Source organism: Faecalibacterium gallinarum (assembly GCF_022180365.1).
Taxonomy (GTDB): domain Bacteria; phylum Bacillota; class Clostridia; order Oscillospirales; family Ruminococcaceae; genus Faecalibacterium; species Faecalibacterium gallinarum.
Map to the genome: position 1 here is coordinate 16421 of NZ_BQKV01000080.1, position 22225 is coordinate 38645.

Sequence of the window (22225 nt, forward strand, 5' to 3'; positions counted from 1 at the left end):
ATTTGCAAGGCTCCGCAAGCCCTCAACCGGGGCGGCTGGTATCATTTATCATTCGCCCCGGAAAACGGGCCTCTAACCGTCCACAAAACACGCTATGACAAACACGATTTATATTCACCAGCCGGAAAAGGCGTTCAGTTTCACCCGGCTCCCCAATTTCCTTTTTGAAGCACCCACATTCCAGCCCTTGAGCAACGAAGCGAAGGTGCTGTATGCCTTTGTCCTGCGCCGGGCGGAGTTGTCCCGGAAGAACGGCTGGGCGGACGAGTACGGGCGGGTCTACCTGTACTACCCCATCTGCGAGGTGGTCGCTTTGCTCCGCTGCGGGCGGCAGAAAGCGGTCAACACCCTGCGGGAGTTGCAGTATGCGGGGCTGGTGGAAATCCAGAAACAGGGCTGTGGAAAACCCAACCGCATTTACCCGAAATCCTATGAAGCGGTTCCAAACACCGACTTCAAGAAATCCGGTTATGGTACGCCGGAGGGCTGAAAACCGTACTTGGCGAGTACGAAAATCAATCCTCTTGAAGTACGGAAATCTGACGGTATATAGAAATACAGAGATTAAAACCATCTATTTACATTCATTCCATTCCAATCCTATCAGAGATATTTTCGGCGGGAAAACCCGCCGGAAAGGAATGGAATGGGGAAAGGAGTTCAATGGCACAACACGCAATTTTGCGATTTGAGAAGCACAAGGGCCACCCGGCGGGGCCGCTGGAAGCCCACCATGAACGGAAAAAGGAGCAGTACGCCAGCAACCCGGACATTGACACCAGCCGGAGCAAGTACAATTTCCACATCGTCAAGCCGGATGGCCGCTACTACCATTTCATTCAGAGCCGCATCGAGCAGGCCAGATGCCGCACCCGCAAGGACAGCACTCGGTTTGTGGACACGCTGATTACCGCCAGCCCGGAGTTTTTCAAGGGCAAGTCCCCAAAGGAGATAGCGGCCTACTTCCAGAGGGCGGCGGACTTCCTCATTGACCGGGTGGGCCGGGAGAACATCGTTTCGGCTATGGTACACATGGATGAAAAAACGCCCCATCTGCACTTGGTCTTTGTGCCGCTGACAAAGGACAACCGCCTGTGCGCCAAAGAAATTATCGGCAACCGGGCCAATCTGACGAAGTGGCAGGACGATTTTCACGCCTGTATGGTGGAGCAGTACCCCGACCTGGAGCGTGGGGAAAGCGCCAGCAAGACGGGCCGGAAGCATATCCCCACCCGGCTGTTCAAACAGGCGGTCAACCTCTCCAAACAGGCGAGGGCCATTGAAGCGGTTCTCTCCGGCATTACCCCGCTGAACGCCGGAAAGAAGAAAGAGGAAGCCCTCTCCATGCTGAAAAAGTGGTTTCCGCAGATGGAGAACTTCTCCGGGCAACTGAAAAAATACAAGGTCACAATCAATGACTTGTTAGCGGAAAATGAAAAGCTGGAAGTCAGGGCAAAGGCCAGCGAAAAAGGCAAGATGAATGACACGATGGAACGGGCGAAGTTAAAAAGCGAACTGGACGATATGCGGCGGCTGGTTGACCGTATCCCGCCGGAGATTTTAGCGGAACTGAAACGGCAACAGCGGCAGCATGGAAAGGAAAGGTGATCTTATAAGTAATATCAGATACAAAAAGGAAATCGAAATCGTGACTTTTCAGGGAAAGGAAATCACACTGGAAAATCTCTCCCCGGTGTTCACGCCGGAACAGGAAGCAGCCAAACGCCGGGAACTGGAACAGCAGCTTTATGAGGTGTTCCGCAAGTACGCCGACAAGCGGGAGAGTGAGGAAGCCGGGACATAAGGTTTTCCAAACCCATCATTGATTTGCGGGGCTGCTGGCGGTATAATAGAACTGTCAGCAGCTCCGTTTCTTTTTTAAGAAAAGGAGCGACAATATGAACAATCGGATAGACGCAATCTATGCAAGACAATCGGTAGACAAAAAGGACAGCATTTCCATTGAAAGCCAGATTGAATTTTGCAAATACGAGTTGAAAGGCGGTAACTGCAAGGAATACACAGACAAAGGGTACAGCGGCAAGAACACAGACCGTCCGAAGTTTCAAGAACTGGTGCGGGACATCAAGCGGGGCTTGATTGCAAAGGTCGTGGTTTACAAGCTCGACCGTATCAGCCGTTCCATTCTGGACTTTGCCAACATGATGGAGCTGTTCCAGCAGTACAATGTGGAGTTTGTGTCCTCTACGGAAAAGTTTGATACCTCCACGCCGATGGGACGGGCCATGCTGAATATCTGTATCGTGTTCGCCCAGCTTGAACGGGAAACGATACAGAAGCGGGTAACGGACGCTTACTACTCCCGCAGTCAGCGGGGCTTTAAGATGGGCGGGAAAGCCCCTTACGGCTTCCATACGGAGCCTATCAAGATGGACGGTATCAACACAAAGAAGCTGGTGGTAAACCCGGAGGAAGCGGCCAATATCCGGCTGATGTTTGAGATGTACGCCCAGCCCACAACTTCCTACGGGGACATTACCCGGTACTTTGCCGAACAGGGGATTTTGTTCCATGGCAAAGAGCTGATACGCCCCACGCTGGCGCAGATGTTACGCAATCCTGTCTATGTGCAGGCAGACCTTGATGTGTACGAATTTTTCAAAAGTCAAGGTACAGTCATTGTCAATGACGTTGCCGATTTTACGGGCATGAACGGCTGCTATCTGTATCAAGGGCGAGATGTAAAGGCCAGCAAGAAAAACGACTTAAAAGACCAAATGCTGGTACTGGCTCCCCATGAGGGTATCGTCCCCTCCGACACCTGGCTGACCTGCCGCAAGAAGCTGATGAACAACATGAAAATCCAGTCTGCCCGGAAAGCCACCCACACATGGCTGGCAGGAAAAATCAAGTGCGGGAATTGCGGGTATGCTCTTATGAGTATCTACAATCCCTCCGGCAAACAGTATCTCCGCTGCACGAAACGGCTGGACAATAAAAGCTGTCCTGGCTGTGGGAAAATCATCACTTCGGAACTGGAAGCGGTTGTTTATCAGCAGATGGTAAAGAAGCTGGCAAGCTACAAGACGCTGACAGGAAAAAAGAAAGCGGCAAAGGCAAACCCGAAAATCACCGCCCTGCAAGTGGAACTTGCCCATGTAGACAGCGAGATTGAAAAGCTGGTGGACAGTCTGACGGGGGCAAACAATGTCCTGTTCTCCTATGTGAATGTGAAGATAGCGGAACTGGACGGGCGCAAGCAGGAACTTCTGGCAAGGATAGCGGAGTTGACTGTGGAGGCCATCAGCCCGGAACAGGTCAGCCAGATTTCCGGCTACCTCGATACCTGGGAGAATGTATCTTTTGATGACAAGCGGCGTGTGGTGGATTTGATGATCACCACCATAGCCGCCACAAGCGACAGCTTGAACATCACATGGAAAATCTGACTGGCGGCACCCCTCCCGTCAGATACCTACCCTGTGTAGTCCCTTGTAAACTGTACTTTAGTATAACAAAGACAACCGCAAAAGGGGAGATGAAAATCGTGATCCGCGTTTTGATGGTGGAGGATGACCCGGTCATCCGGGAGACCACCCGCCGCTTTTTGGAGACACAGACCGATTTCCAGGTGGTCTGCGCCGCCACGGGGGAGGACGCTCTGGCACGGGTGGGGGAGAAATTCGATGTGATCCTGCTGGACATCCTTCTGCCGGACATCAACGGAGTGGACCTCTGCCAGCGGCTGCGGGGCTGGTTCCACTGCCCGATCATTTTCACCTCCTGCCTGGACGACACCGATACCATCGTCCGCGCCCTGGATCTGGGGGGCGACGATTTCTTGTCCAAACCTTATGACCATAAAATCCTGCTGGCCCGGATCATGGCCAACGTCCGCCGGGTGAAGATGGATTCCGCCGAGCCCAGCCTCCAGGGCTACCGCTGCGCGGCCTTTACCCTGGATGCAGACAGCCACAACGTGATTCTGGAGGGCGGTTCCGCCCACCTGGCGGATATGGAATATCGAATTCTGGCTCTTTTCATCCGCCACCCCCGGGCCTTCTTCACCGCCAACGAGCTGTATAAAAAGATCTGGGGCAAGGACAGCCTGGGGGATGTGCGCACCGTCCAGGTCCATATCCACAACCTGCGGCGGAAGATCGAGCCCGACCCCTCCCGCCCGGTCTACCTGCGGAATGTCTGGGGCAAAGGCTATATCTTTGAACCCGAGGGCCGCCGCCCCGAGCCCGCCGCCAAAAACCCAAAATCTCCCCGCTCTTAACAGGAATAGCTTAACGCCGTACTGCGCGGCCCCTCTGGGACAAACTGCGCTGTACGGCGTTTTTTGCCCTCGGAGGAAAAAGTTTAAAACTTAACAAAACTTAAAACATGGCCCCGTGAAAGTATGATATATTAATAACAGATGAGGGCGCGGGGCGCTGCGAGGACGGCGTGCTGCGCTGTTTTTGGGCAAAATTTGCCGAAACACCGATCACACAAAAAGAAAGGATCAGACAAGCATGAAAAAGATTTCTCGTAAAAGCTTTCTCAAGATTGCGGCTGCTGCTGCCATGGGCAGCGTGACCGCCGGCGCTCTGGCTGCCTGCAACTCGGCCAGCTCCTCTGCGGCCGCATCTTCCAGCGCCAGCTCCGCAGGCTCTCTGGCCGCAGGCGCTACCTATATCCCCGGCACCTATGAGGCCACTGCCGCCGGCATCAACGGCGACGTCAAGGTGACCATGACCTTCAGCGACACCGCCATCACGGACGTTGTCCTGGATGTCTCCGGCGAGACCGCTTCCATCGGCGGCGCTGCGGCCGAGGACCTGAAGAACGCTCTGATGGAGGCCCAGGGTGCCGAGATCGACGTTGTTTCCGGCGCTACCATCACCTCCGAGGGCGTCATCAAGGCTGCCCAGAAGTGCATCAACCAGGCCAAGGGCATCGCCAACGTCGAGGTCATCCAGCTGCCCACCGGCGACGAGAACGACTGGCTGGGCACTGAGCCCGACATCGACGAGGAAGCCATCACCGAGACCTGGGACACCGATATCCTGATCGTCGGCGCCGGCAACGGCGGTATGTGCGCTGCCGCCTACGCTGCCCAGAACGGCCTGAACTTCCGGATCATCGAGCAGAACAGCGTGGTCCAGGACACCCGTCACTGGTACGGCGCGATTGATACCTCTGCTGCAAAGGCAGCCGGCGCAGAGCCCATGGACCGGGCCAAGCTGCTGAGCGAGATTTCCCGCTACGCTTCCGGCAAGTGCGACCAGCGCGTTGTCAAGACCTGGATCAACGAGTCTGCCGCCATGCACGATTTTGTTTCCGGTATTCTGGAGGGCGAGTACGGCTGGAGCTGTGAGTTCACCTCCGGCGCAGAGGCTGCATGGCCCGCCGAAAATGCAGAGCACAACACCGACTACCTCTACCCCGTGCAGGAGCACAACTATATGGCTTCGGAGACTGCTTCCGGCATGCAGCGCAACCAGGCCTTCCAGGATTATATCGAGAAGCGGGGTTACTCCATCGACTTCAACACCGCTCTGGCTAAGCTGGAGAAGGATGAGAACGGCCGGATCACCGGTGTCATCGCTCAGAGCACTTCTGACGATCACTTCATCCGGATCAATGCTTCCAAGGGCGTTCTGCTGGCCTGCGGCGGCTACCCCGGCAACCCCTACATGATGGAGCAGCTGGATCCCCTGGGCACCAGCGTCACCACTGCCTGCTCTTACTCTCCCGCAGACAAGGGCTACGGCATCCGCGCCGCTGTCTGGGCCGGCGCCAACCTGGACAAGGAGTCTGCGCCCATGCTGTTCGACCGCGGCATTGTGCCTCCGGGACAGGATGCAGGTTATGTTGAGAGCGCCAATGCCTTCGGCGGCAAGGCGTTCCCTGGCCAGATCCGCCAGTACAACCCCGGCACCCAGCCTTTCCTGAAGGTCAACCGCAACGGCGAGCGTTTCGCCAACGAGAGCTGCCCCTACAACGACATTGTCTACGCAGCCGCTCACCAGCCGGGCCGCGTCTATGCACAGATCCATGACGCCAACTGGGAAGAGGATGTGAAGCGTTTCCACACCATCGGCTGCTCGGCTCAGACCCGCAACGGTGGTGAGGCCTATGTCCTGCCCAAGATGGAGGAGGCCGAGGAGCTGGGCTGCTTCTTCAAGGCCGACACCCTGGAGGAGCTGGCCGACAAGCTGGGCTTCACCGGCGAGGCCAAGGAGAACTTCCTGGCCACCGTCGAGCGCTACAACGAGCTGTACGATGCCCAGAACGATGAGGACTTCGGCAAGCCCGCATACCGCCTGAGCGCCATCAAGACCGCTCCCTTCTACGGCTGCTGGCTGGGCGCCTCTCTGCTGACCACCGAGCAGGGCATCGCCATCAACGACAAGTGCCAGGCTCTGGATACCAACAACCAGCCCATGGAGGGCCTGTACATCACCGGCGATATGTCCGGCAGCTTCTTTGCCAACAACTATCCCTGCCTGATGGCAGGTGTGGCTATGGGCCGTACCATGACCTTCGCCATCAAGGCCATCAAGCAGATGGGCGGCCTGGAGTAATCCGGCTTCCCCCGCAGAAAAGCCCCGATTGAAATGACATAACAGAAACCGGCGCCCCAGAGGATTTTCCTCTGGGGCGCCGGCTTTTTGTTTCAGGGTAAAACGCTTCAGCGGATCTGGCCGCTGCCGTGGATGATATACTTATAACTGCACAGTTCCGCCAAACCCATGGGCCCCCGGGCGTGGAGCTTCTGGGTGGAGATGCCCATCTCGCACCCGAGACCGAACTCGCCGCCGTCGGTGAACCGGGTGGAGCAGTTGACGTAGACCGCCGCGCTGTCCACCGCCGCCGTAAAGAGGGCCGCGTGGGCGTCGGTCCGGGTCAGGATGGCCTCGCTGTGGCCGGTGGAGTGCTCGGCGATGTGGCCGATGGCCTCCTCTACGCTGTCCACCACCTTCACGGCCAGGATATAGTCCAGAAACTCGGTGTCAAAATCCGCCGGGCCCGCCGGGGTGCCGGGGATAATTTGGGCGGCCCGCTCGTCCAGCCGCAGCTCCACCGGGTGCAGCCCCTTGGCGGCCCGGTCGGGGCCCAGCCGCTGGGCCAGCCGGGGCAAAAACTCGGCCGCGACGGCGCTGTGAACCAGGCAGACCTCCTCGGCGTTGCAGACACTGGGGCGGCTGGCCTTGGCGTTCTCGATGATGTCGAGAGCCTGGCCGAGGTCGGCGGTGTCGTCCACATAGACGTGGCAGATGCCGGTGCCGGTCTGGATGCAGGGGACCTTGGCGTTCTCCACACAGGCCCGGATTAGGCCCGCGCCGCCCCGGGGGATCAACAGATCCACATAGCCCACGGCGGTCATCAGCTGGTTGGCGGAGGCGTGGGTGGTGTCCTCGATGAGGCAGACGGCGGTCTCGGGCAGACCAGCGGCCCGGACCCCCTGGCGCAGGGCGGAAACGATGGCGTTGCTGCTCCGCCAGGCTTCCTTGCCGCAGCGGAGGATGCAGGCGTTGCCGCTCTTGAGGGCCAGGGCGGCGGCGTCGCTGGTGACGTTGGGGCGGCTCTCGTAGATGATGGCCACAACGCCCATGGGCACGGCGGTCTTTTCGATCACCAGGCCATTGGGCCGCTCCACCCGGCGGAGCACCGCCCCCACCGGGTCAGGCAGAGCCGCCACGTCCCGGATGCCGTCGGCCATCCCTTGCAGCCGGGCGGGGCTGAGGGCCAGCCGGTCCAGCATGACCTCCGAGATGTGGCCCCGGGCGGCTTCCAGGTCGGCGGCATTGGCCGCCAGAATGGCCTGCTGGTTTTCGGGGGTGCAAAGGGCCTGGGCCATCCCCAGCAGGGCGCGGTTGCGGGTGTCGGTGTCCGCCAGTGCCAGCGCGGATTTGGCGCTGCGGGCGGCGGCGAGGATTTCCTGTGTCGTCATAGACTCTGCCTCCTTGGTTTGGTTTATTGAGCGTCGGCCCGGCGGGCCACAAAGCGGGTGCCCGCCGGTTCGCCCGCCGCGATTTGATAGAGGATGTCGGGCTTTGAACCGTTGGCGATGACCATGTCCACCCCGTCGGCGGTGACCATCTGGGCGGCCCGCAGCTTGGTCTGCATGCCGCCGGTGCCCAGGGCCGAGCCCGCCCCCTCGGCCAGGGCCAGGATCTCGGGGGTGATCTCCTCTACCAGGGGGATCAGCTGGGCGTCGGGATGGGTATGGGGGTTGGCGGTGTACAGCCCCTCGATGTCGCTCAGCAGGACCAGCAGATCCGCCCGGGCGCAGCAGGCCACGATGGCCGCCAGGGTGTCGTTGTCGCCGATGGAACGGATCTCGGCGGTGGAGATGGTGTCGTTCTCGTTGATGATGGGCAGGGCCCCCAGCTCCAGCAGACGGTAGAGGGTGGCCTCGAAGTTCTTCCGCCGGTCGGTGTGTTCCACGTCCACCGCCGTCAGCAGGATCTGGGCCACCGTATGATTGTATTCGGTGAACAGCCGGTCGTAGGTGTACATCAGCTCGCACTGGCCCACGGCGGCGCAGGCCTGCTTGGAAGGCATATCCTTGGGCCGGGCAGGGAGGGAGAGTTTGCCCACACCCATCCCGATGGCGCCGGAGGAGACCAGAATCACCTCGTGCCCGGCGTTTTTCAGATCGCTCAGGACCTTCACCAGGTCCTCGGTGTGGCGGATGTTCAGCCGCCCGGTGGGGTGGGTGAGGGTAGAGGTGCCTACTTTTACAACAATCCGCATAACTTAGCCTTTCCCCATCTCTTTGGTCTTGTCAAAGGCGGCGATGACCGCATCGGTCACCGCCCCCCGGAAGCCCCGCTCTTCCAGGGTGCGCACTCCCTGGATGGTGCTGCCGCCGGGGCTGCACACTGCGTCTTTCAGCTCGCCGGGGTGCTGGCCGCTCTCCAGCACCATCACTGCGCTGCCCAACAGCATCTGGGCGGCATATTGCTGGGCCTTGGCCCGGGGCAGCCCGCAGGCCACCCCGCCGTCCGCCAACGCCTCGATGAACTGGTACGCCCAGGCGGGGCCGCAGCCGGAAACACAGCTGGCGGCGTCGATCAGATTCTCGGGCAGGGCGTCCAGACGGCCCGCCTGGCTCAGCATCCGGCAGAACTCGTTCTCCTCCTCGGGGGTGACGCCGGTGGAGCAGTACTGAATCATCCCCGCGCCCCGGGCCGAGGGGGTGTTGGGCATAAAGCGAACCACCGGATATTCCCCGCCCGCCATCTCCTGGATGCGGGCCATGGTCAGCCCCGCCGCCAGGGTGCAGAGGATGAACCGGTCCTGACGGGCGGCCAGCACCGGGCGCAGGGCCTCCAGCACGCCGGCCATCATCTGGGGCTTGACGGCCAGCACAATCCAGCTGCACCGGGCCGCCACGGCCTCGTTGTCAGCGGTGGGGCAGCCCAGCTCTTTGGCCAGGGCCTCGGCCTTGGCGGGGGTGCGGTTGGCCAGCAGCACCTGCTCCGGCGGCAGGGTCTTGCAGACCGCCCGGGCGATGGCGCTGCCCATGTTGCCGCATCCGATAAAACCGATTGTATTCATGGTAATCTACTTCCTTCCCTCATGGTGCTTTACTGCGTGAAAGCGTTGGTTCCATATTACCCACAGCGGCGGATAAAATCAAGCCCTTTGGACGGCTTTTTTCGCCCGGGGGGCAAAACTGTGCCCCAAACAGCCCCCAGTGCGGCCTTGCCTGCGGGGGGCGGCTGTGATACAATGAGCCCAAAAGAGCCCTTTTTATAAAAAAGAGGTAAGAGAAAGAGAGGAAACCCCCATGAGCAAGGTTCTGTTTATCGACGTGGACGGTACCCTGGTGGACTACGAGGGCAACCTGCCCGTTTCGGCCGTAGAGGCCATCCGGAAGGCCCGGGCGGCGGGCCACAAGGTGTATATCTGCACCGGCCGCAGCCGGGCGGAGGTCTACCAGAACATCTGGGACATCGGGCTGGACGGCATGATCGGCGGCAACGGCAGCTATGTGGAGGACAACGGCCAGGTGGTGATGCACCAGCTGATTACCCCCGACCAGGCCCGGCGGATCGTGGACTGGCTCCACAGCCGAAAACTGGAGTTTTATCTCGAGAGCAACAACGGCCTGTTTGCCAGCGAGCACTTTGAGACGGCCGGGGTGGAGACCATGCAGGAGTACACCCGCCGCAAAGGCCGCCCCGGGGCGGAGAAGATGACGGTGCGGGACGCTTTCCCCGAGATGATTTTCGGGGGCGAGCTCTACCGGGACGATCTGAACAAGGTCAGCTATATCCTCAGCAGCTACCAGGATTTCCTGGACGCCCAGGCGGCTTTCCCCGATTTGCAGCACGGCACCTGGGGCGGCGCGGGGGAGACCGCCCTGTTCGGAGATATGGGGGTCAAGGGAATCACCAAGGCCCACGCGGTGGATGTCCTTTTGAACCATCTGGGCGCCAAACAGGAGGACACCATTGCCTTTGGCGACGCCAAGATCGACATCCCCATGCTGGAATACTGCGCCTACGGCGTGGCCATGGGCAGCGGCGGGGAGGAGATCCGGGCCATGGCCGACTACATCACCGACGACGTGGACAAAGACGGGCTGTACAAAGCCTTCGTCCATCTGGGGCTGATCGAGGGCTGAGGGGGGACAAAAACCCCTTTACAAATCCGGCGGCAGCCGCTATAATACCGGCAGGGAATGAAGGTCTCCCTTGGGCAACCTAAACCGCTGTACAGGCTGATGACTTCTGTGATTTTTACGGTCGCAGGGGGCATCGGCCTTTTTGCGTCCAAAGGAGGATATTTATTGTTATGCTGACATCTCTGGCGCTCATTTTTCTGGTGGGGCTGGCCGCGGCGGCGATCTGCCAGCAGCTCCGCCTGCCCCGGATCATCGGGATGCTCTTCACCGGCATCCTGCTGGGGCCCTGCGTTTTAAACTGGCTGGACCCCTCCATCCTCTCCATCTCCGCCGACCTGCGGCAGATGGCTCTGATTATCATTCTCATCAAAGCGGGGCTCTCCCTGGACCTGGCCGACCTGAAAAAGGTGGGCCGGCCGGCGGTGCTGATGTCCTGCCTGCCGGCCTCCTGTGAAATTTTGGCCTTCTTTTTGCTGGCGCCCGCCCTGCTGGGGGTCAGCCGGATCGAAGCGGCGGTGATGGGGGCTGTGCTGGGGGCGGTGTCCCCGGCGGTGGTGGTGCCCCGGATGGTCCAGCTGATGGAGTCGGGCCACGGCACCGACAAGAGCATCCCTCAGATGATTCTGGCGGGGGCTTCCTGCGACGATATTTTTGTGATCGTCCTCTTTTCCACCTTTACCGGCATGGCCCAGGGCGGCCACGCCGACCCCATGGATTTTGTCCAGATTCCGGTCTCCATCCTGCTGGGGGTGGCCCTGGGGGTGGCGGCCGGGTGGGTGCTCTCCCTCTTTTTTGAGACGGCCTACGCCCACAAGCACTGTGTCCGCAACAGCATGAAGGTGATCATCCTGCTGGGGGCCTCTTTCCTCTTGATGGCGGTGGAGACCTGGGTCAAACCCTGGGTTTCGGTGTCGGGTCTGCTGGCGGTGGTAGCCATGGCCTGCACCCTTAAAATCAGGAGCATTGAATTTGTCTCCAAGCGTCTGTCCGAAAAATTCGGCAAACTCTGGCTGGCCGCCGAGGTGGTGCTCTTTGTGCTGGTGGGCGCCGCGGTGGATCTCCGCTACACTCTGGAGGCCGGCCCGGCGGCGATTTTGATGATCCTGCTGGCTCTCTGCTTCCGGGCGGTGGGGGTGCTGCTCTGCCTGCTGGGCACCCCGCTGGACCGGAAAGAGCGGCTCTTCTGCATCATCGCCTACCTGCCCAAAGCCACAGTCCAGGCGGCCATCGGCTCGGTGCCTCTGGCCATGGGGCTGGCCTGCGGGCCCATCGTCCTCTCGGTGGCGGTGCTGGCCATCCTCATCACCGCCCCGCTGGGGGCATTGGGAATGGACCTGACCTATCAGAAACTGCTCCGCCGTTCGGCCTAAACGAAAAACCCCCGGTGGGATCACCGGGGGTTTTTTTATCTGTCCAGGATCTGGCCGTCGATGGAGAGGGTCACCACCTGCCAGGGGATGAACTTGCCGCTCTTTTGGAGGGCGGTTTTGACCGCCTGCTCCAGCCCGCCGCAGCAGGGCACCTCCATCCGCAGCACCGTCAGGCTCTGGATGTCGTTGAGCATTAGGATTTGGGTCAGCTTTTCGCTGTAATCCACCCCGTCCAGCTTGGGGCAGCCGATGAGGGTGATTTTGCCCCGCATAAACTCCTGGTGGAAATTGGCGTAGGCATAGGCGGTGCAGTCGGCGGCCACCAAGAGCTTTGCCCCTGCAAAGTAGGGGGCGTTTACCGGGGCCAGCTTGATCTGGCAGGGCCACTGCCCCAGCTGGGAGGGCATGGCCTGGGGCACAGCGCAGGGAGCGGGGGAGGCCGGGCGGTCAAACCGGTGCATCTGGTGCCCCGGGCAGCCGGTGTGAGCCTCTTTGGCCTGCTTATGGGCCAGCACCGCCTGCTCGTCGTAGGCGGCAGCCTCTCGCTCCACAAAGGTGATGGCCCCGGTGGGGCAGGCGGGCAGACAGTCGCCCAGGCCGTCGCAGTAGTCGTCCCGCAGCAGCTGGGCCTTGCCGTCCACCATTCCGATGGCTCCCTCGTGGCAGGCCTGGGCGCAGGCGCCGCAGCCGTTGCATTTTTCGCGGTCGATCTGGATAATTTTACGAATCATGGGGGTTGCTCCTTTTCGGTTGACTTCTGGCCCTGAGTATACTATAGTGAAAGAGAAAGGTCTGTTGTTTTAACAACAAAAGGAGAAAAAGATGCAGCTGGCAGATACACAGCTCTTTCAGGGGATGACCGGGGCGGAGATCGACTCACTGCTGGGCTGTCTGGACGCCCGCAAAAAACACTACCAGAAAGGGGAGACCATCCTGCCGGAGGGGCAGCCCACCCAGTGGATCGGGCTGGTGCTGGCCGGCCGGGCGCTGATCTCCAGCAGCGACGCCTGGGGCAACAACAGCATTCTGGGCAGTGCGGGGCCGGGATCCGTCTTTGCAGAGGCCTATGCCTGCTGCCCGGGTCAGCCCCTCCAGAGCAGCGTCTCGGCGGCCGAGGAAACCGAGGTGCTCTTTTTGAACGTCCAGCGGGTGATGTCCCCCTGCGCCCAGGCCTGTGGCTGCCACACGAAACTTTTGTGCAGTCTGCTCAGCCTATGCGCCCACAAAAGTTTGGAGCTCTCCCGGCGAATTCTCCACACCCGGGCCAAGACCATCCGGGGGCGGCTGATGTCCTATTTTTCCGAGTGCGTGCTGTCGGCGGGGGAATACCGTTTTGAAGTGCCCTTCAGCCGCCAGCAGCTGGCAGATTATCTGGGGGTGGACCGCAGCGCCCTTTGCAGCGAGCTGTCCAAGATGCAGCGGGACGGGCTGATCCGGTACCACCGCAGCCACTTTGAGGTGCCCCGCCCCTTTTGGGAAGAGATGTCCTGAAGAACCATTGACATAAAACAAGGAGGAAAACCATGTACAAGCAGGATGAGCTGTCCGCCCTGCGGCAGCAGGTTGCCCGGAAAGCCCAGCTGGAAATCCGGGTGGAGCAGCTGCGGGCACAGCGCCGGGAGCTGGCCCGGAAAGCCGAGGATCTCAAGGCCGCCCAGCAGGAGGAACAGGCCGATGTGGACCGGCTGGAGGGCCGCAGTCTGGCGGCGTTCTTCTATGCCTTCACCGGGAAAATGGAGGAAAAGCTGGACGAGGAACGGCGCGAGGCCTATGCCGCCCGGGTCAAGTACGATGCGGCGGCCCGGGAGCTCTCGGCGGTGGAGGGGGATCTGGCCCGGGACGAGGCGGAGCTGCGCCGGCTGTCCGGCTGCGAAGCCGCCTACCGCCAGGCCCTGGAAGGAAAAGCCGCCGCCCTCCGGGCTGCGGGGGATCCCGCCGCAGGGGAGATCACCCATCTGGAGGAAGAGATGGCCGCCGCCGAGCGGGAACACAAAGAGCTGCAAGAGGCCATCGAGGCCGGTTATTCTGCCCAGGATTGGGCGGACCGGATCCTGGAACAGCTGAACAGCGCCGAGAACTGGGCCATATGGGATATGATGGGCGGGGACCTGATCGCCGATCTGGCCAAACACGACCGTCTGGACCAGGCCCAGGAGATGGTGGAACAGCTCCAGGTGGAGCTGCGGCGGTTTAAAACCGAGCTGACCGACGTTTCCATCGACGCCGAAATGCAGGTGAAGCTGGACGGCTTTCTCCGGTTTGCGGATTACTTTTTCGACGGCCTGTTTGCCGACTGGGCCGTGATGGACCACATCGAAAACTCTCAGAAACAGGTGTCCCAGACCCGCCAGCAGGTGGAGGAAGTGCTGGCAAGCCTGGAAAGCCGGCGGGACGCTGTGGAACGGCACTATAACGCCCTGGCCCAAAAGCGGGAAGAGCAGATTTTCGCCGCCGAACCGGCAAAGGATTAAAAATCAAGAGGATAGAAAGCACCCCGGCGGGGGCGGGTTTGGCGCCGCCCTGGCCGGGGTGCTTTGCTGTTAAAGAAAATCAGGTTTTGATAAAGGCCTGGTCCTGGGCGGGGATGCCCTCCTCGTCGGAGCGGTAGCGCTCCACCTTCATGTGCAGGTCGTATTTTTCCCGCAGGCGGGAGATCTCGCCCATCATGGGGGAGGCGTGGTGCCGGTCGATGGCGGCCTGGTCGGCCCAGCTGTCCACCAAAAGGACGGTCTCGGGGTCCTCCATGGGGAAGAAATAGTGGTAACCCAGATTGCCGTCCTCGGCGCGGATTCGCTGGACCACGCCGCTGGAAGTCATTTCCTGGGCAAACTGCCGGGCGCTGCCGCCCTGGCCGGTGTAGTAGATGTGGATGGTGATTGCCATAAACGCTGCCTTCCTTCCTGCAATCCGGCGAGGGGGCCCGCCGGTGGATATTTCTCGGGAAAAGTATACCACACTTTGCCGCCGGAACCAAATTTTCTGCAAAATCCGGCAGAAACCGACCCCCATCTGTTCGGCGGCGGGCGGCTGTGCTATAATGGCGGCAGAAGCCGCGCCCCCGGGCCGGCAAGACAAGGAGGTAGATTTTTATGGTCAAACATATCATTCTCTGGACGCTGAAAGACAGCCTTTCGGCGGAGGAAAAAGAGACGGTCAAAGCAGGGATCAAAGCCGGCCTGGAGGGTCTGGCGGGCCAGATCCCGGGCCTTCTGGAGATCCGGGTCCAGACCGGCCGTCTGCCCAGCTCCAACGCCGACCTGATGCTGGATTCCACCTTTGTGGACGCCGCCGCCCTGGCGGGGTACAGCACCCATCCGCTCCATGTGGCGGTGGCGGACGGCAAGGTGCGGCCCTATACCGCCCAGCGGGTCTGCCTGGATTTCGAGGTGTAAGCAAAGAGGATGGAAGAAATTACAGTCAAAAAGACGGTAAAATCGGGCATCACCTTCGGCAGCGCCCTGGCCATGGTCATCAGCTACACGACCTGGCATTCGGTGGGCTGGGCGATTTTTCACGGCCTGCTCAGCTGGGTGTATGTGGTCTATTTTGTCCTGCGCTATTGAGCCGGGGTGGCCGGCCCGTTCTGCCAAAACTGTCCGCAATAAAAAACAACTCACCCAAAAAGATGCGCTGTGGCGAGTATTAGCAAAAAATTGTCAAAATCAGGCAAATCTTAAGATTTCTTAAAATTTGCCTTGCGGAATGTGTGCGCGTCTGTTATAATGCCACGAGGTGGAAACACCCAAAGAGGAAGGACAACACACAAAAAGGAGAAACATCATGAGAAAAATGTCCAAAGTCCTGGCATTGACGCTCTCCGCCAGCATGCTGCTGTCTCTGGCAGCCTGCGGTGGTTCCGGCGCTTCCAGCAGCACCGCCAGCTCGGCGGCATCTGCCCCGGCAGAGGCCGTCAGCGGCAGCTTTGAGGGCACCGCCACCAGCTACGACCGTGAGCTGACCGTCACCGTCACCTTCGACGCCGGCAAGATCACCGACATCGAGCTGGGCGAGAACCACGATACCTCGGCTGTCATCAGCCGTGCGTTCCCTGTGCTGGAGGAGCGGATCGTCGCCGCCGGCACCCCCGTGGTTGACTCGGTTACCGGCGCCACCTTCTCCAGCTTCGGCGTGAAGGCCGCGGTGGCCGACGCCATGGCCAAGGCCGGCCTGGAGGCTCCGAAGATTACCTTCGCCACCAACTCCGGCGTGGAGTACCCCGCCACCACCCTCGAGGACGCCGAGTGTGACATCGTGGTCATCGGCGGCGGCCCCGCTGGTCTGGCAGCTGCTGTGGTGGCCAAGCAGACCAACCCCGACCTGAACGTCATCGTGGTGGAAAAGCTGGATATCCTGGGCGGCAACGGCAAGCTGGACATGAACTTCTACGATCTGTTCGGCTCCAAGGCACAGGAAGAGGCCGGCATCGAGTACACCGTTGAGGACTTCATCAACGACTATGCCGACAACGGCGACACCCCCGAGCGGGTCAAGGTCTGGGCCGAGGAAGAGTTCACCACCGACGCCTGGCTGCGTGAGATGGGCACCGAGCTGAACTACACCTACGGCATGGGCAACCACATGGTGGACGCTGACACCTACGCCGGCGAGACCATCATGGACAACATGGAGAAGACCGCCTACGAGCTGGGCGTGGATATCCGCACCGGCACCGCCGGCATGGACTTTGTCTGGGACGGCGACCGGGTTGCCGGTGTGGCCGTCCAGACCAACCACAACGAGAGCTACAACATCCTGGCCAAAAAGACCATCGTTGCCACCGGCGGCTTCTGCAGCAACCCTGAGCTGCTGGCCGAGTACGCCCCCGGCTACGAGGTGATGACCACCTCCAACATGATGGGCACCACCGGCGACTTCGTCAAGGTCTTTGAAGAGGACGGCATGATGCTCCAGAACATGGACACCGTCCGCGCCTTCCCCTACATCCTCAAGACCCGCCGCGACCTGACCTCTTCCGGCCAGGCCTTCGTGCTGGTCAACGGCAGCGGCGAGCGCTTCCTGAACGAGGTGAGCACTGCCGGCCTCGAGCTGGGCACCAAGATCCTGGCCGAGGACACCGCCTGGATGGTGATTGACTCCAAGGGCCTGGAGACCGACGGCCGCCTGCGCAAGCAGACCAAGGCTGGCTACTGGCTGGAGGCTGACTCCATCGAGGCTCTGGCCGAGCAGATGGGCGTGCCCGCCGAGGCGCTGCAGGCTTCCATCGACACCTACAACGCCGCTTTCAACGGCACCGCCGACGAGTTCGGCACCACCCCCAAGAACACCATCGACACCGGCAAGTTCTATGCTGTCCAGGTCCAGACCGCGAACCACATGACCAAGGGCGGCCTGGCCTGCAACGAGTACGCACAGGCTCTGTATGAGGACGGCTCCGTCGTCACCGACCTGTACGGCGCGGGCGAGGTGACCTACCAGTCCGGCGGCTACTCTCAGTCGGTCTGCTTCGGCAAGATCGCCGGCCGCAACGCTGCCAACGCCATCGCTGAGGCTGCGGAATAAGAGATTTTGATATTCCCCTCTGCCCCTGGGGCAGTTATTTGCACACACAGAAACAGAAAAACCGGGCCCTGGAAACGGGGCCCGGTTTTTCTGTGCCAAAATGGGGGCGGGGCCTTGAAAATTTGAGTCAATCCGGTATCATAAAAACAAACCCGACCGGGCCAGTCAAACCCGGTTAAAAAGGAGGTGCGGCATGAACCCACGGTTCAGGGAGCTGCCGGAAGAAAAACAGCTGCGGATCCTCAACGCGGCCATGGAGGTCTTCGCCCAGAACGACTACAAAAAAGCCTCCACCGATTTGATCGCGGCCAAGGCGGAAGTCTCGAAAGGGCTTTTGTTCTACTATTTCCGGAACAAAAAGGAACTGTATTTTTCGGTATATGAATACGCCATCGAGACCGCGACCGCGTGTGTGGTGAGCGAAGAGCTGTTCCGAATCACCGACTTTTACGAGCTGCTGCTCCGGGCGGCGTCGGATAAAATCAAGCTGATGCAAAAACACCCCTACATCATGGAGTTCTGCATCCGGGCCTATTACTCGGATAAGGAGGAGGTTTCCGGCGAGCTGAAAGTGTCTTTGAGCCAGGCTTCCGGCGAGATTTACGGCAAATTCTTTTCGGGGATTGATTTGACCAAGTTCAAGCCCGGGGTGGACCCGGCCCAGATCTACCGGATGCTGGCCTGGATGACCGACGGCTATCTCCACGACCGGCAGATGCAGGGGCTGCCCATCTGCGCCGAGGAGCTGGGGCGGGAGTTCCGCACCTGGGCGCAGCTGCTGAAAAAGAGCACTTACAAGGAGGAATACCAATGAGCGTGATCTGTGTAGACCACCTCACCCGGGACTACGGGGGAGGCAAAGGGGTGTTTGACCTGGTTTTCTCGGTGGAAAAGGGGGAGGCCTTCGGATTTTTGGGGCCCAACGGCGCAGGCAAAACCACCACCATCCGCCACCTGATGGGCTTTTTGAAAGCACAGCAGGGCCAGTGCCGGATTGATGGGCTGGACTGCTGGCGGGACAGCGACAAAATCCAGGCCCGGCTGGGATATGTCCCGGGGGAGATCAGCTTTTTCGGGGATATGACCGGCGCCGAGTATCTCCGGTTTATGGAGGGCTACCGCAAACTGGGGGCGGGCAACCGGAAAAAAGAACTGCTGGACTGGTTCGAGCTGGACCCCAGCGGCAAAATCAAAAAAATGAGCAAAGGCATGAAACAGAAGCTGGGCCTGGTGGCCGCCATGATGCACGACCCGGAGATCCTGATTTTCGACGAGCCCACCAGCGGCCTGGACCCCCTGATGCAGAGCCGCTTTGTGGAGCTGGTGGCGGCCGAAAAGCAGAAAGGGAAAACCATTCTGCTCTCCAGCCATATGTTCGAGGAGGTGGAGCGCACCTGCGACCGGATCGGGATCATCCGGGCCGGGCGGCTGGCGGCGGTGGACTCGGTGGAAGCGCTGCGTCAGCGGCACATCCGGCGGTATACCGTCACCCTGGACAGCGTCCAGCAGGCCGAGGCCTTCGCCAAGGATTTCGACGGCCAGCAGGAGGGCTGCCGGGTCACGGTGGCCACCCGCCAGAGCCTGGAGGAAATTTTCATGAACTATTACGGAGGGCGTGGGGAATGATGAGCGGTGTACTTTATAAGCGGGAGATGAAAGCCAGCATCCGGCTGCTGGTGATCTTTGGGGCGGTTTTGACCCTGTATGTCTCCATCATCATCAGTATGTACGACCCGGAGCTCTCGGCCCTGCTGGACAGCTATGTGGAATTGATGCCCGAGCTGATGGCAGCGGTGGGGATGACCGCCGGGGCCACCACCCTCATCGGGTTTATGTGCTCGTACCTCTACGGATTTATCCTGCTGATCTTCCCCATGCTGTTCTGCATCCTGCGGGGCAACGCCCTGGTGGCAAAGTATGTGGAGGATCACTCCATGGTCTCCCTGGTGGCGGCGCCGGTGAAGCGGCGGACCATCGCCCTGACCCAGATGCTGGTGCTGCTCACAGGCACCGTGATTCTGGTGGGGTACAGCACCATTCTGGAGCTGGTCTGCGGGGCCTGGTATTTCCCCGGTGAGCTGGATACCGCCCAGCTGCTGACCCTCAACGGGGGGCTGCTCTGCCTCCATCTTCTGATCGGGGGAATCTGCTTTGCTGCCTCCTGCCTTGCGCCGGACACCAAATACAGCGTGGGCTTTGGGGCGGGGGTGCCCATCCTGATGTATGTGATCCAGATGCTGGCCAATATGGGCGGCAAGGTGGAAAACGCCAAGTACTTCACCTTCTTCACCCTCTTCGACCCCGAGGGGCTGGTGGCCCGGGAGAGCGGTGCTCTGGCCGGGGCCGCCCTGCTGGGTCTGGGCGGTCTGGCTCTTTACGGTCTGGGGGCGGCGGCCTTTTGCCGGAAAGACCTGCACATTTAAAGGGAGAGGATACCATGACCAAAATTTTATTTATCTGCCACGGCAGTATCTTGAAAAGTCCCCAAAAAGCCAGTAAAATCAATGGCTCTGCGGAGCAAAAGGGCGCTTACTACACCATTTTTGAAAGCGCCTTGATGTGACAAGTTTTGATATATGAGAACGAAAGCGGCGATATTCCAGAGCAGGAGTATCGCCGCTTGCTGTATGTAGATAAATATGTGCCTTGAGTAAATGCTCATGTGCTATAAAGTAACACACAAGAAATTGACAAGCGACAGCCCCACTATTTTGAGCTATCTCTATGGTTCTCGCCCCATACACATAACTGGTCTAATATTTCCATGAGCGACTGCCCTTTTTCCGATAAACTGTATTCAACTTTGGGCGGTATTTGAGGGTATTCTTTGCGGATTATGAGTTGGTCTTTCTCTAATTCCTTTAGAGAATTACTTAAAGTTTTGTGGGATATAGATTTGATATATCGCTTCAACTCATTATATCGTACTACTTTAAATTCCATAAGGCAGTACAGGATTACCATTTTATATTTTCCGTTAATTAACGACAATGTATAACTAAATCCGGTATCTTCAAAATTTGCATTTGCTATAAAATCTTTAAACATAAATATAACTCTCCTTTTAGATAGTATCTAACTAAAATGTGCGTACTTTATTTTACTTGTATGTGCTGCTATAATTATAACATAAATTTTGGAGGTGTATAGCTTATGAGCAAAAAGATTTGTATTTTGAATGGGAGCCCACGCCCGAATGGAAATACTAAAGCCCTTATAACTCATTTCATAAAAGGAGCAGAAGCCACGGGAAATGAAGTTATATGTTTTGACTTGCAAAAAATGAACATTCATGGTTGCTTAGGTTGTTGTAATGGCGGCAAGGACACAGCAAGCCCGTGTGTTCAAAAAGACGATATGCAGAAGATTTATCCGGCCTACAAGGACGCAGATATTGTGGTTTTAGCTTCTCCTATGTATTACTGGGGAATTAGTGGTCAACTGAAATGTGCGTTCGACCGACTTTTCGCAGTTGCCGAACTGACCCCAAACTATGAAAATCCTAAAAAGGATTGTATTCTACTTATGGCCGCCGAAGGTGATACAGAAAATAATTTCGCACCTGTCAAAGCATTTTATGAGGGGTTAACTTCTCATTTGGGCTGGAAGAATATTGGAATTGTATATGCTGGCGGCAATATGGACGCCGGAGCAATATTAAACAAGCCAAAGCAACTCGAAGAAGCAGAGGCATTAGGTAAATCTATTTCTTAAAGATTGATAGCAAAGCCAGCCGAGCCAGTCAACGGTCAAGATGAACGGCGCGTACCGCGCCGCCGTTGACAGCCCCGCCCGCCTTTGCTGGTAGGCAATCAAGGGGCGACAGCAAGGGGTGCTGCCGCCCCGCACTATTATTCAGAGAGGGGGAATTTCCATGACCGAAGATGAAGCCTATAAAGTTCATATCCAGTACACCTTTAATGCCTTTTGCAAGATTGTCATTCGTCACGCAGCCATAGATAAAATTTTGAATCTGCGCCGGAGGTGGGAACGGGAAGTTTCCCTTGACTGTCTGATGAATGAGAAGTTTGTCCAGCTTGCCGAGCCGGAGCAGCTTGAAGAATATCTTTTTAACGCCTGCGGCCAGACCGCCGTTCTGTACCATGCGGAACTTGCCGCCGCCCTTGTCCGTTTGCCGGAGCAGACACAGGAAGAAATTTTCCGCTATTACTTCATGCACCAGCCGCAGCGAGTGATCGGCGTACATATCGGCCGGACACACAGCACAGCGGGGCGGCATATCCAGCTTGCCTTGCAGCGGTTACGGCGGCTCATGGAGGGAAAAGACCATGAGTAAACTTCTCCCCTATGAAACAATCGTCAAAGCCCATGAGGGCGACCCCGACGCAATCGACACCGTTCTTTCCCACTACGCCGGATATATCCGCTATTGCTCCAAAGTACATGGGAAAGTCAACGCCGAGGTTGAGGAATATGTGAAGTAGAAGCTAATCGCCGCACTGTTCAAGTTTCGCTTTGACCGATAAGCAAAGAACAAACACCGGCTTCCATTAGCGATTTTCCCCAGCAAGTTTACAATTCATCTATTCCCATAAGTAAGCGGTCATAGTATAATAAAGCCATCGACAAATATTAATTTGAAAAATTAAAAGAGGACTAAGTTTATGAGAACCCTGTTCTTAACTTCAAGTGGCTTAAACGAAAAGACTATGGTATTATTTTGGAAATGTATCGGAAAAGAACCGATTAACACAAAAGCGATTTTGGTTCCATCCGCCGCAGT

General features: G+C 58.6%; 26 protein-coding genes and 1 riboswitch. Of the genes, 20 read left to right on the forward strand and 6 right to left on the reverse strand.

Translation table 11 applies throughout. The features are described 5' to 3' along the window. The first annotated feature begins 94 nt into the window (after positions 1–94). The 6 genes from JCM17207_RS09830 to JCM17207_RS09855 all read left to right on the forward strand — a co-directional run bounded on the left by JCM17207_RS09830 (position 95) and on the right by JCM17207_RS09855 (position 6536). Positions 95–490, forward strand: coding sequence for a replication initiator protein A (locus JCM17207_RS09830; RefSeq protein WP_002575861.1), 396 nt, complete (start codon positions 95–97; stop codon positions 488–490). 173 nt (positions 491–663) lie between these two features. Further along, the gene (gene mobV, locus JCM17207_RS09835) at positions 664–1608 is read left to right on the forward strand and encodes a MobV family relaxase (RefSeq protein ID WP_002575862.1); all 945 of its coding nucleotides are present in this window, start codon (positions 664–666) and stop codon (positions 1606–1608) included. A gap of 4 nt (positions 1609–1612) precedes the next feature. Then, positions 1613–1804, forward strand: coding sequence for a hypothetical protein (locus tag JCM17207_RS09840; protein WP_321118048.1), 192 nt, complete (start codon positions 1613–1615; stop codon positions 1802–1804). 94 nt (positions 1805–1898) lie between these two features. Further along, positions 1899–3410, forward strand: coding sequence for a recombinase family protein (locus tag JCM17207_RS09845; protein WP_002575864.1), 1512 nt, complete (start codon positions 1899–1901; stop codon positions 3408–3410). 89 nt (positions 3411–3499) lie between these two features. After that, positions 3500–4243, forward strand: a complete 744-nt coding sequence (locus JCM17207_RS09850) for a response regulator transcription factor (protein ID WP_238317485.1) — start codon at positions 3500–3502, stop codon at positions 4241–4243. Between the two features lie 238 nt (positions 4244–4481). Continuing rightward, positions 4482–6536, forward strand: a complete 2055-nt coding sequence (locus JCM17207_RS09855) for an FAD-binding protein (RefSeq protein WP_238317486.1) — start codon at positions 4482–4484, stop codon at positions 6534–6536. A 107-nt stretch (positions 6537–6643) separates the two neighbouring features. Here the strand turns inward: JCM17207_RS09855 and JCM17207_RS09860 are convergent, their stop codons facing one another. The 3 genes from JCM17207_RS09860 to proC are packed head-to-tail and all read right to left on the reverse strand — an operon-like array spanning position 6644 to position 9519. Beyond that, entirely contained in the window at positions 6644–7906 is a 1263-nt protein-coding gene (locus JCM17207_RS09860; RefSeq protein WP_238317487.1) for a glutamate-5-semialdehyde dehydrogenase, read from the reverse strand. 23 nt (positions 7907–7929) lie between these two features. Beyond that, the gene (proB, locus tag JCM17207_RS09865; protein ID WP_238317488.1) at positions 7930–8712 is read right to left on the reverse strand and encodes a glutamate 5-kinase; all 783 of its coding nucleotides are present in this window, start codon (positions 8710–8712) and stop codon (positions 7930–7932) included. Between the two features lie 3 nt (positions 8713–8715). Next, the gene (gene proC / locus JCM17207_RS09870) at positions 8716–9519 is read right to left on the reverse strand and encodes a pyrroline-5-carboxylate reductase (protein WP_238317489.1); all 804 of its coding nucleotides are present in this window, start codon (positions 9517–9519) and stop codon (positions 8716–8718) included. Positions 9520–9751: 232 nt separating this feature from the next. Here proC and JCM17207_RS09875 point away from each other — a divergent pair, with 232 nt between their 5' ends. Together JCM17207_RS09875 and JCM17207_RS09880 are read left to right on the forward strand one after the other, a co-directional pair. Next, positions 9752–10591 carry a Cof-type HAD-IIB family hydrolase gene (locus tag JCM17207_RS09875; protein WP_238317490.1) on the forward strand — a complete coding sequence of 280 codons (840 nt, stop codon included), beginning with the start codon at positions 9752–9754 and terminating at the stop codon, positions 10589–10591. A gap of 44 nt (positions 10592–10635) precedes the next feature. Continuing rightward, positions 10636–10707, forward strand: a riboswitch (Fluoride riboswitch). Positions 10708–10761: 54 nt separating this feature from the next. Then, entirely contained in the window at positions 10762–11961 is a 1200-nt protein-coding gene (locus JCM17207_RS09880; RefSeq protein WP_238317491.1) for a cation:proton antiporter, read from the forward strand. 35 nt (positions 11962–11996) lie between these two features. Here JCM17207_RS09880 and JCM17207_RS09885 read toward each other — a convergent pair whose 3' ends face one another. Further along, positions 11997–12692, reverse strand: a complete 696-nt coding sequence (locus JCM17207_RS09885; RefSeq protein WP_238317492.1) for an ATP-binding protein — start codon at positions 12690–12692, stop codon at positions 11997–11999. A 91-nt stretch (positions 12693–12783) separates the two neighbouring features. Here JCM17207_RS09885 and JCM17207_RS09890 point away from each other — a divergent pair, with 91 nt between their 5' ends. Together JCM17207_RS09890 and JCM17207_RS09895 are read left to right on the forward strand one after the other, a co-directional pair. Further along, a complete protein-coding gene (locus tag JCM17207_RS09890) occupies positions 12784–13452 on the forward strand; it encodes a Crp/Fnr family transcriptional regulator (protein ID WP_238317493.1) in 669 nt (222 codons plus the stop codon). A 32-nt stretch (positions 13453–13484) separates the two neighbouring features. Further along, positions 13485–14432 carry a hypothetical protein gene (locus tag JCM17207_RS09895; protein WP_238317494.1) on the forward strand — a complete coding sequence of 316 codons (948 nt, stop codon included), beginning with the start codon at positions 13485–13487 and terminating at the stop codon, positions 14430–14432. A 79-nt stretch (positions 14433–14511) separates the two neighbouring features. Here the strand turns inward: JCM17207_RS09895 and JCM17207_RS09900 are convergent, their stop codons facing one another. Continuing rightward, positions 14512–14844 carry an antibiotic biosynthesis monooxygenase family protein gene (locus JCM17207_RS09900; protein WP_238317495.1) on the reverse strand — a complete coding sequence of 111 codons (333 nt, stop codon included), beginning with the start codon at positions 14842–14844 and terminating at the stop codon, positions 14512–14514. A 206-nt stretch (positions 14845–15050) separates the two neighbouring features. On the opposite strand from JCM17207_RS09900, the gene JCM17207_RS09905 reads away from it, so the two are divergent. The 7 genes from JCM17207_RS09905 (at position 15051) to JCM17207_RS13740 (ending at position 20044) form a co-directional block, all read left to right on the forward strand. Then, the gene (locus JCM17207_RS09905) at positions 15051–15353 is read left to right on the forward strand and encodes a Dabb family protein (protein WP_238317496.1); all 303 of its coding nucleotides are present in this window, start codon (positions 15051–15053) and stop codon (positions 15351–15353) included. Positions 15354–15362: 9 nt separating this feature from the next. Continuing rightward, the gene (locus JCM17207_RS09910) at positions 15363–15524 is read left to right on the forward strand and encodes a hypothetical protein (RefSeq protein WP_238317497.1); all 162 of its coding nucleotides are present in this window, start codon (positions 15363–15365) and stop codon (positions 15522–15524) included. A 217-nt stretch (positions 15525–15741) separates the two neighbouring features. Further along, positions 15742–17481: an FAD-binding protein gene (locus JCM17207_RS09915; protein WP_238317498.1), complete on the forward strand. Its 1740-nt coding sequence runs from the start codon at positions 15742–15744 to the stop codon at positions 17479–17481. 193 nt (positions 17482–17674) lie between these two features. Next, positions 17675–18295, forward strand: a complete 621-nt coding sequence (locus JCM17207_RS09920; RefSeq protein ID WP_238317499.1) for a TetR/AcrR family transcriptional regulator — start codon at positions 17675–17677, stop codon at positions 18293–18295. After that, the gene (locus JCM17207_RS09925) at positions 18292–19107 is read left to right on the forward strand and encodes an ABC transporter ATP-binding protein (RefSeq protein WP_238317500.1); all 816 of its coding nucleotides are present in this window, start codon (positions 18292–18294) and stop codon (positions 19105–19107) included. Before JCM17207_RS09920 ends, JCM17207_RS09925 begins: the two co-directional genes overlap by 4 nt. Continuing rightward, positions 19104–19904, forward strand: a complete 801-nt coding sequence (locus JCM17207_RS09930) for an ABC transporter permease (RefSeq protein WP_238317501.1) — start codon at positions 19104–19106, stop codon at positions 19902–19904. The genes JCM17207_RS09925 and JCM17207_RS09930 overlap by 4 nt, the downstream gene beginning before the upstream one ends. Before the next feature lie 14 nt (positions 19905–19918). Further along, positions 19919–20044, forward strand: coding sequence for a hypothetical protein (locus JCM17207_RS13740; protein WP_282449910.1), 126 nt, complete (start codon positions 19919–19921; stop codon positions 20042–20044). Between the two features lie 143 nt (positions 20045–20187). Here the strand turns inward: JCM17207_RS13740 and JCM17207_RS09935 are convergent, their stop codons facing one another. Then, entirely contained in the window at positions 20188–20529 is a 342-nt protein-coding gene (locus JCM17207_RS09935; protein WP_191493666.1) for a winged helix-turn-helix transcriptional regulator, read from the reverse strand. 105 nt (positions 20530–20634) lie between these two features. On the opposite strand from JCM17207_RS09935, the gene JCM17207_RS09940 reads away from it, so the two are divergent. The 3 genes from JCM17207_RS09940 (at position 20635) to JCM17207_RS09950 (ending at position 21926) form a co-directional block, all read left to right on the forward strand. Next, positions 20635–21195, forward strand: coding sequence for a flavodoxin family protein (locus JCM17207_RS09940; RefSeq protein ID WP_238317502.1), 561 nt, complete (start codon positions 20635–20637; stop codon positions 21193–21195). A gap of 160 nt (positions 21196–21355) precedes the next feature. After that, positions 21356–21778 (forward strand): RNA polymerase sigma factor, encoded by a 423-nt coding sequence (locus JCM17207_RS09945; RefSeq protein ID WP_238317503.1) that lies wholly within the window; start codon positions 21356–21358, stop codon positions 21776–21778. After that, on the forward strand, positions 21771–21926 hold the full coding sequence (locus JCM17207_RS09950; protein WP_238317504.1) for a helix-turn-helix domain-containing protein: 156 nt from the start codon (positions 21771–21773) through the stop codon (positions 21924–21926). Before JCM17207_RS09945 ends, JCM17207_RS09950 begins: the two co-directional genes overlap by 8 nt. Positions 21927–22225: the final 299 nt, after the last annotated feature.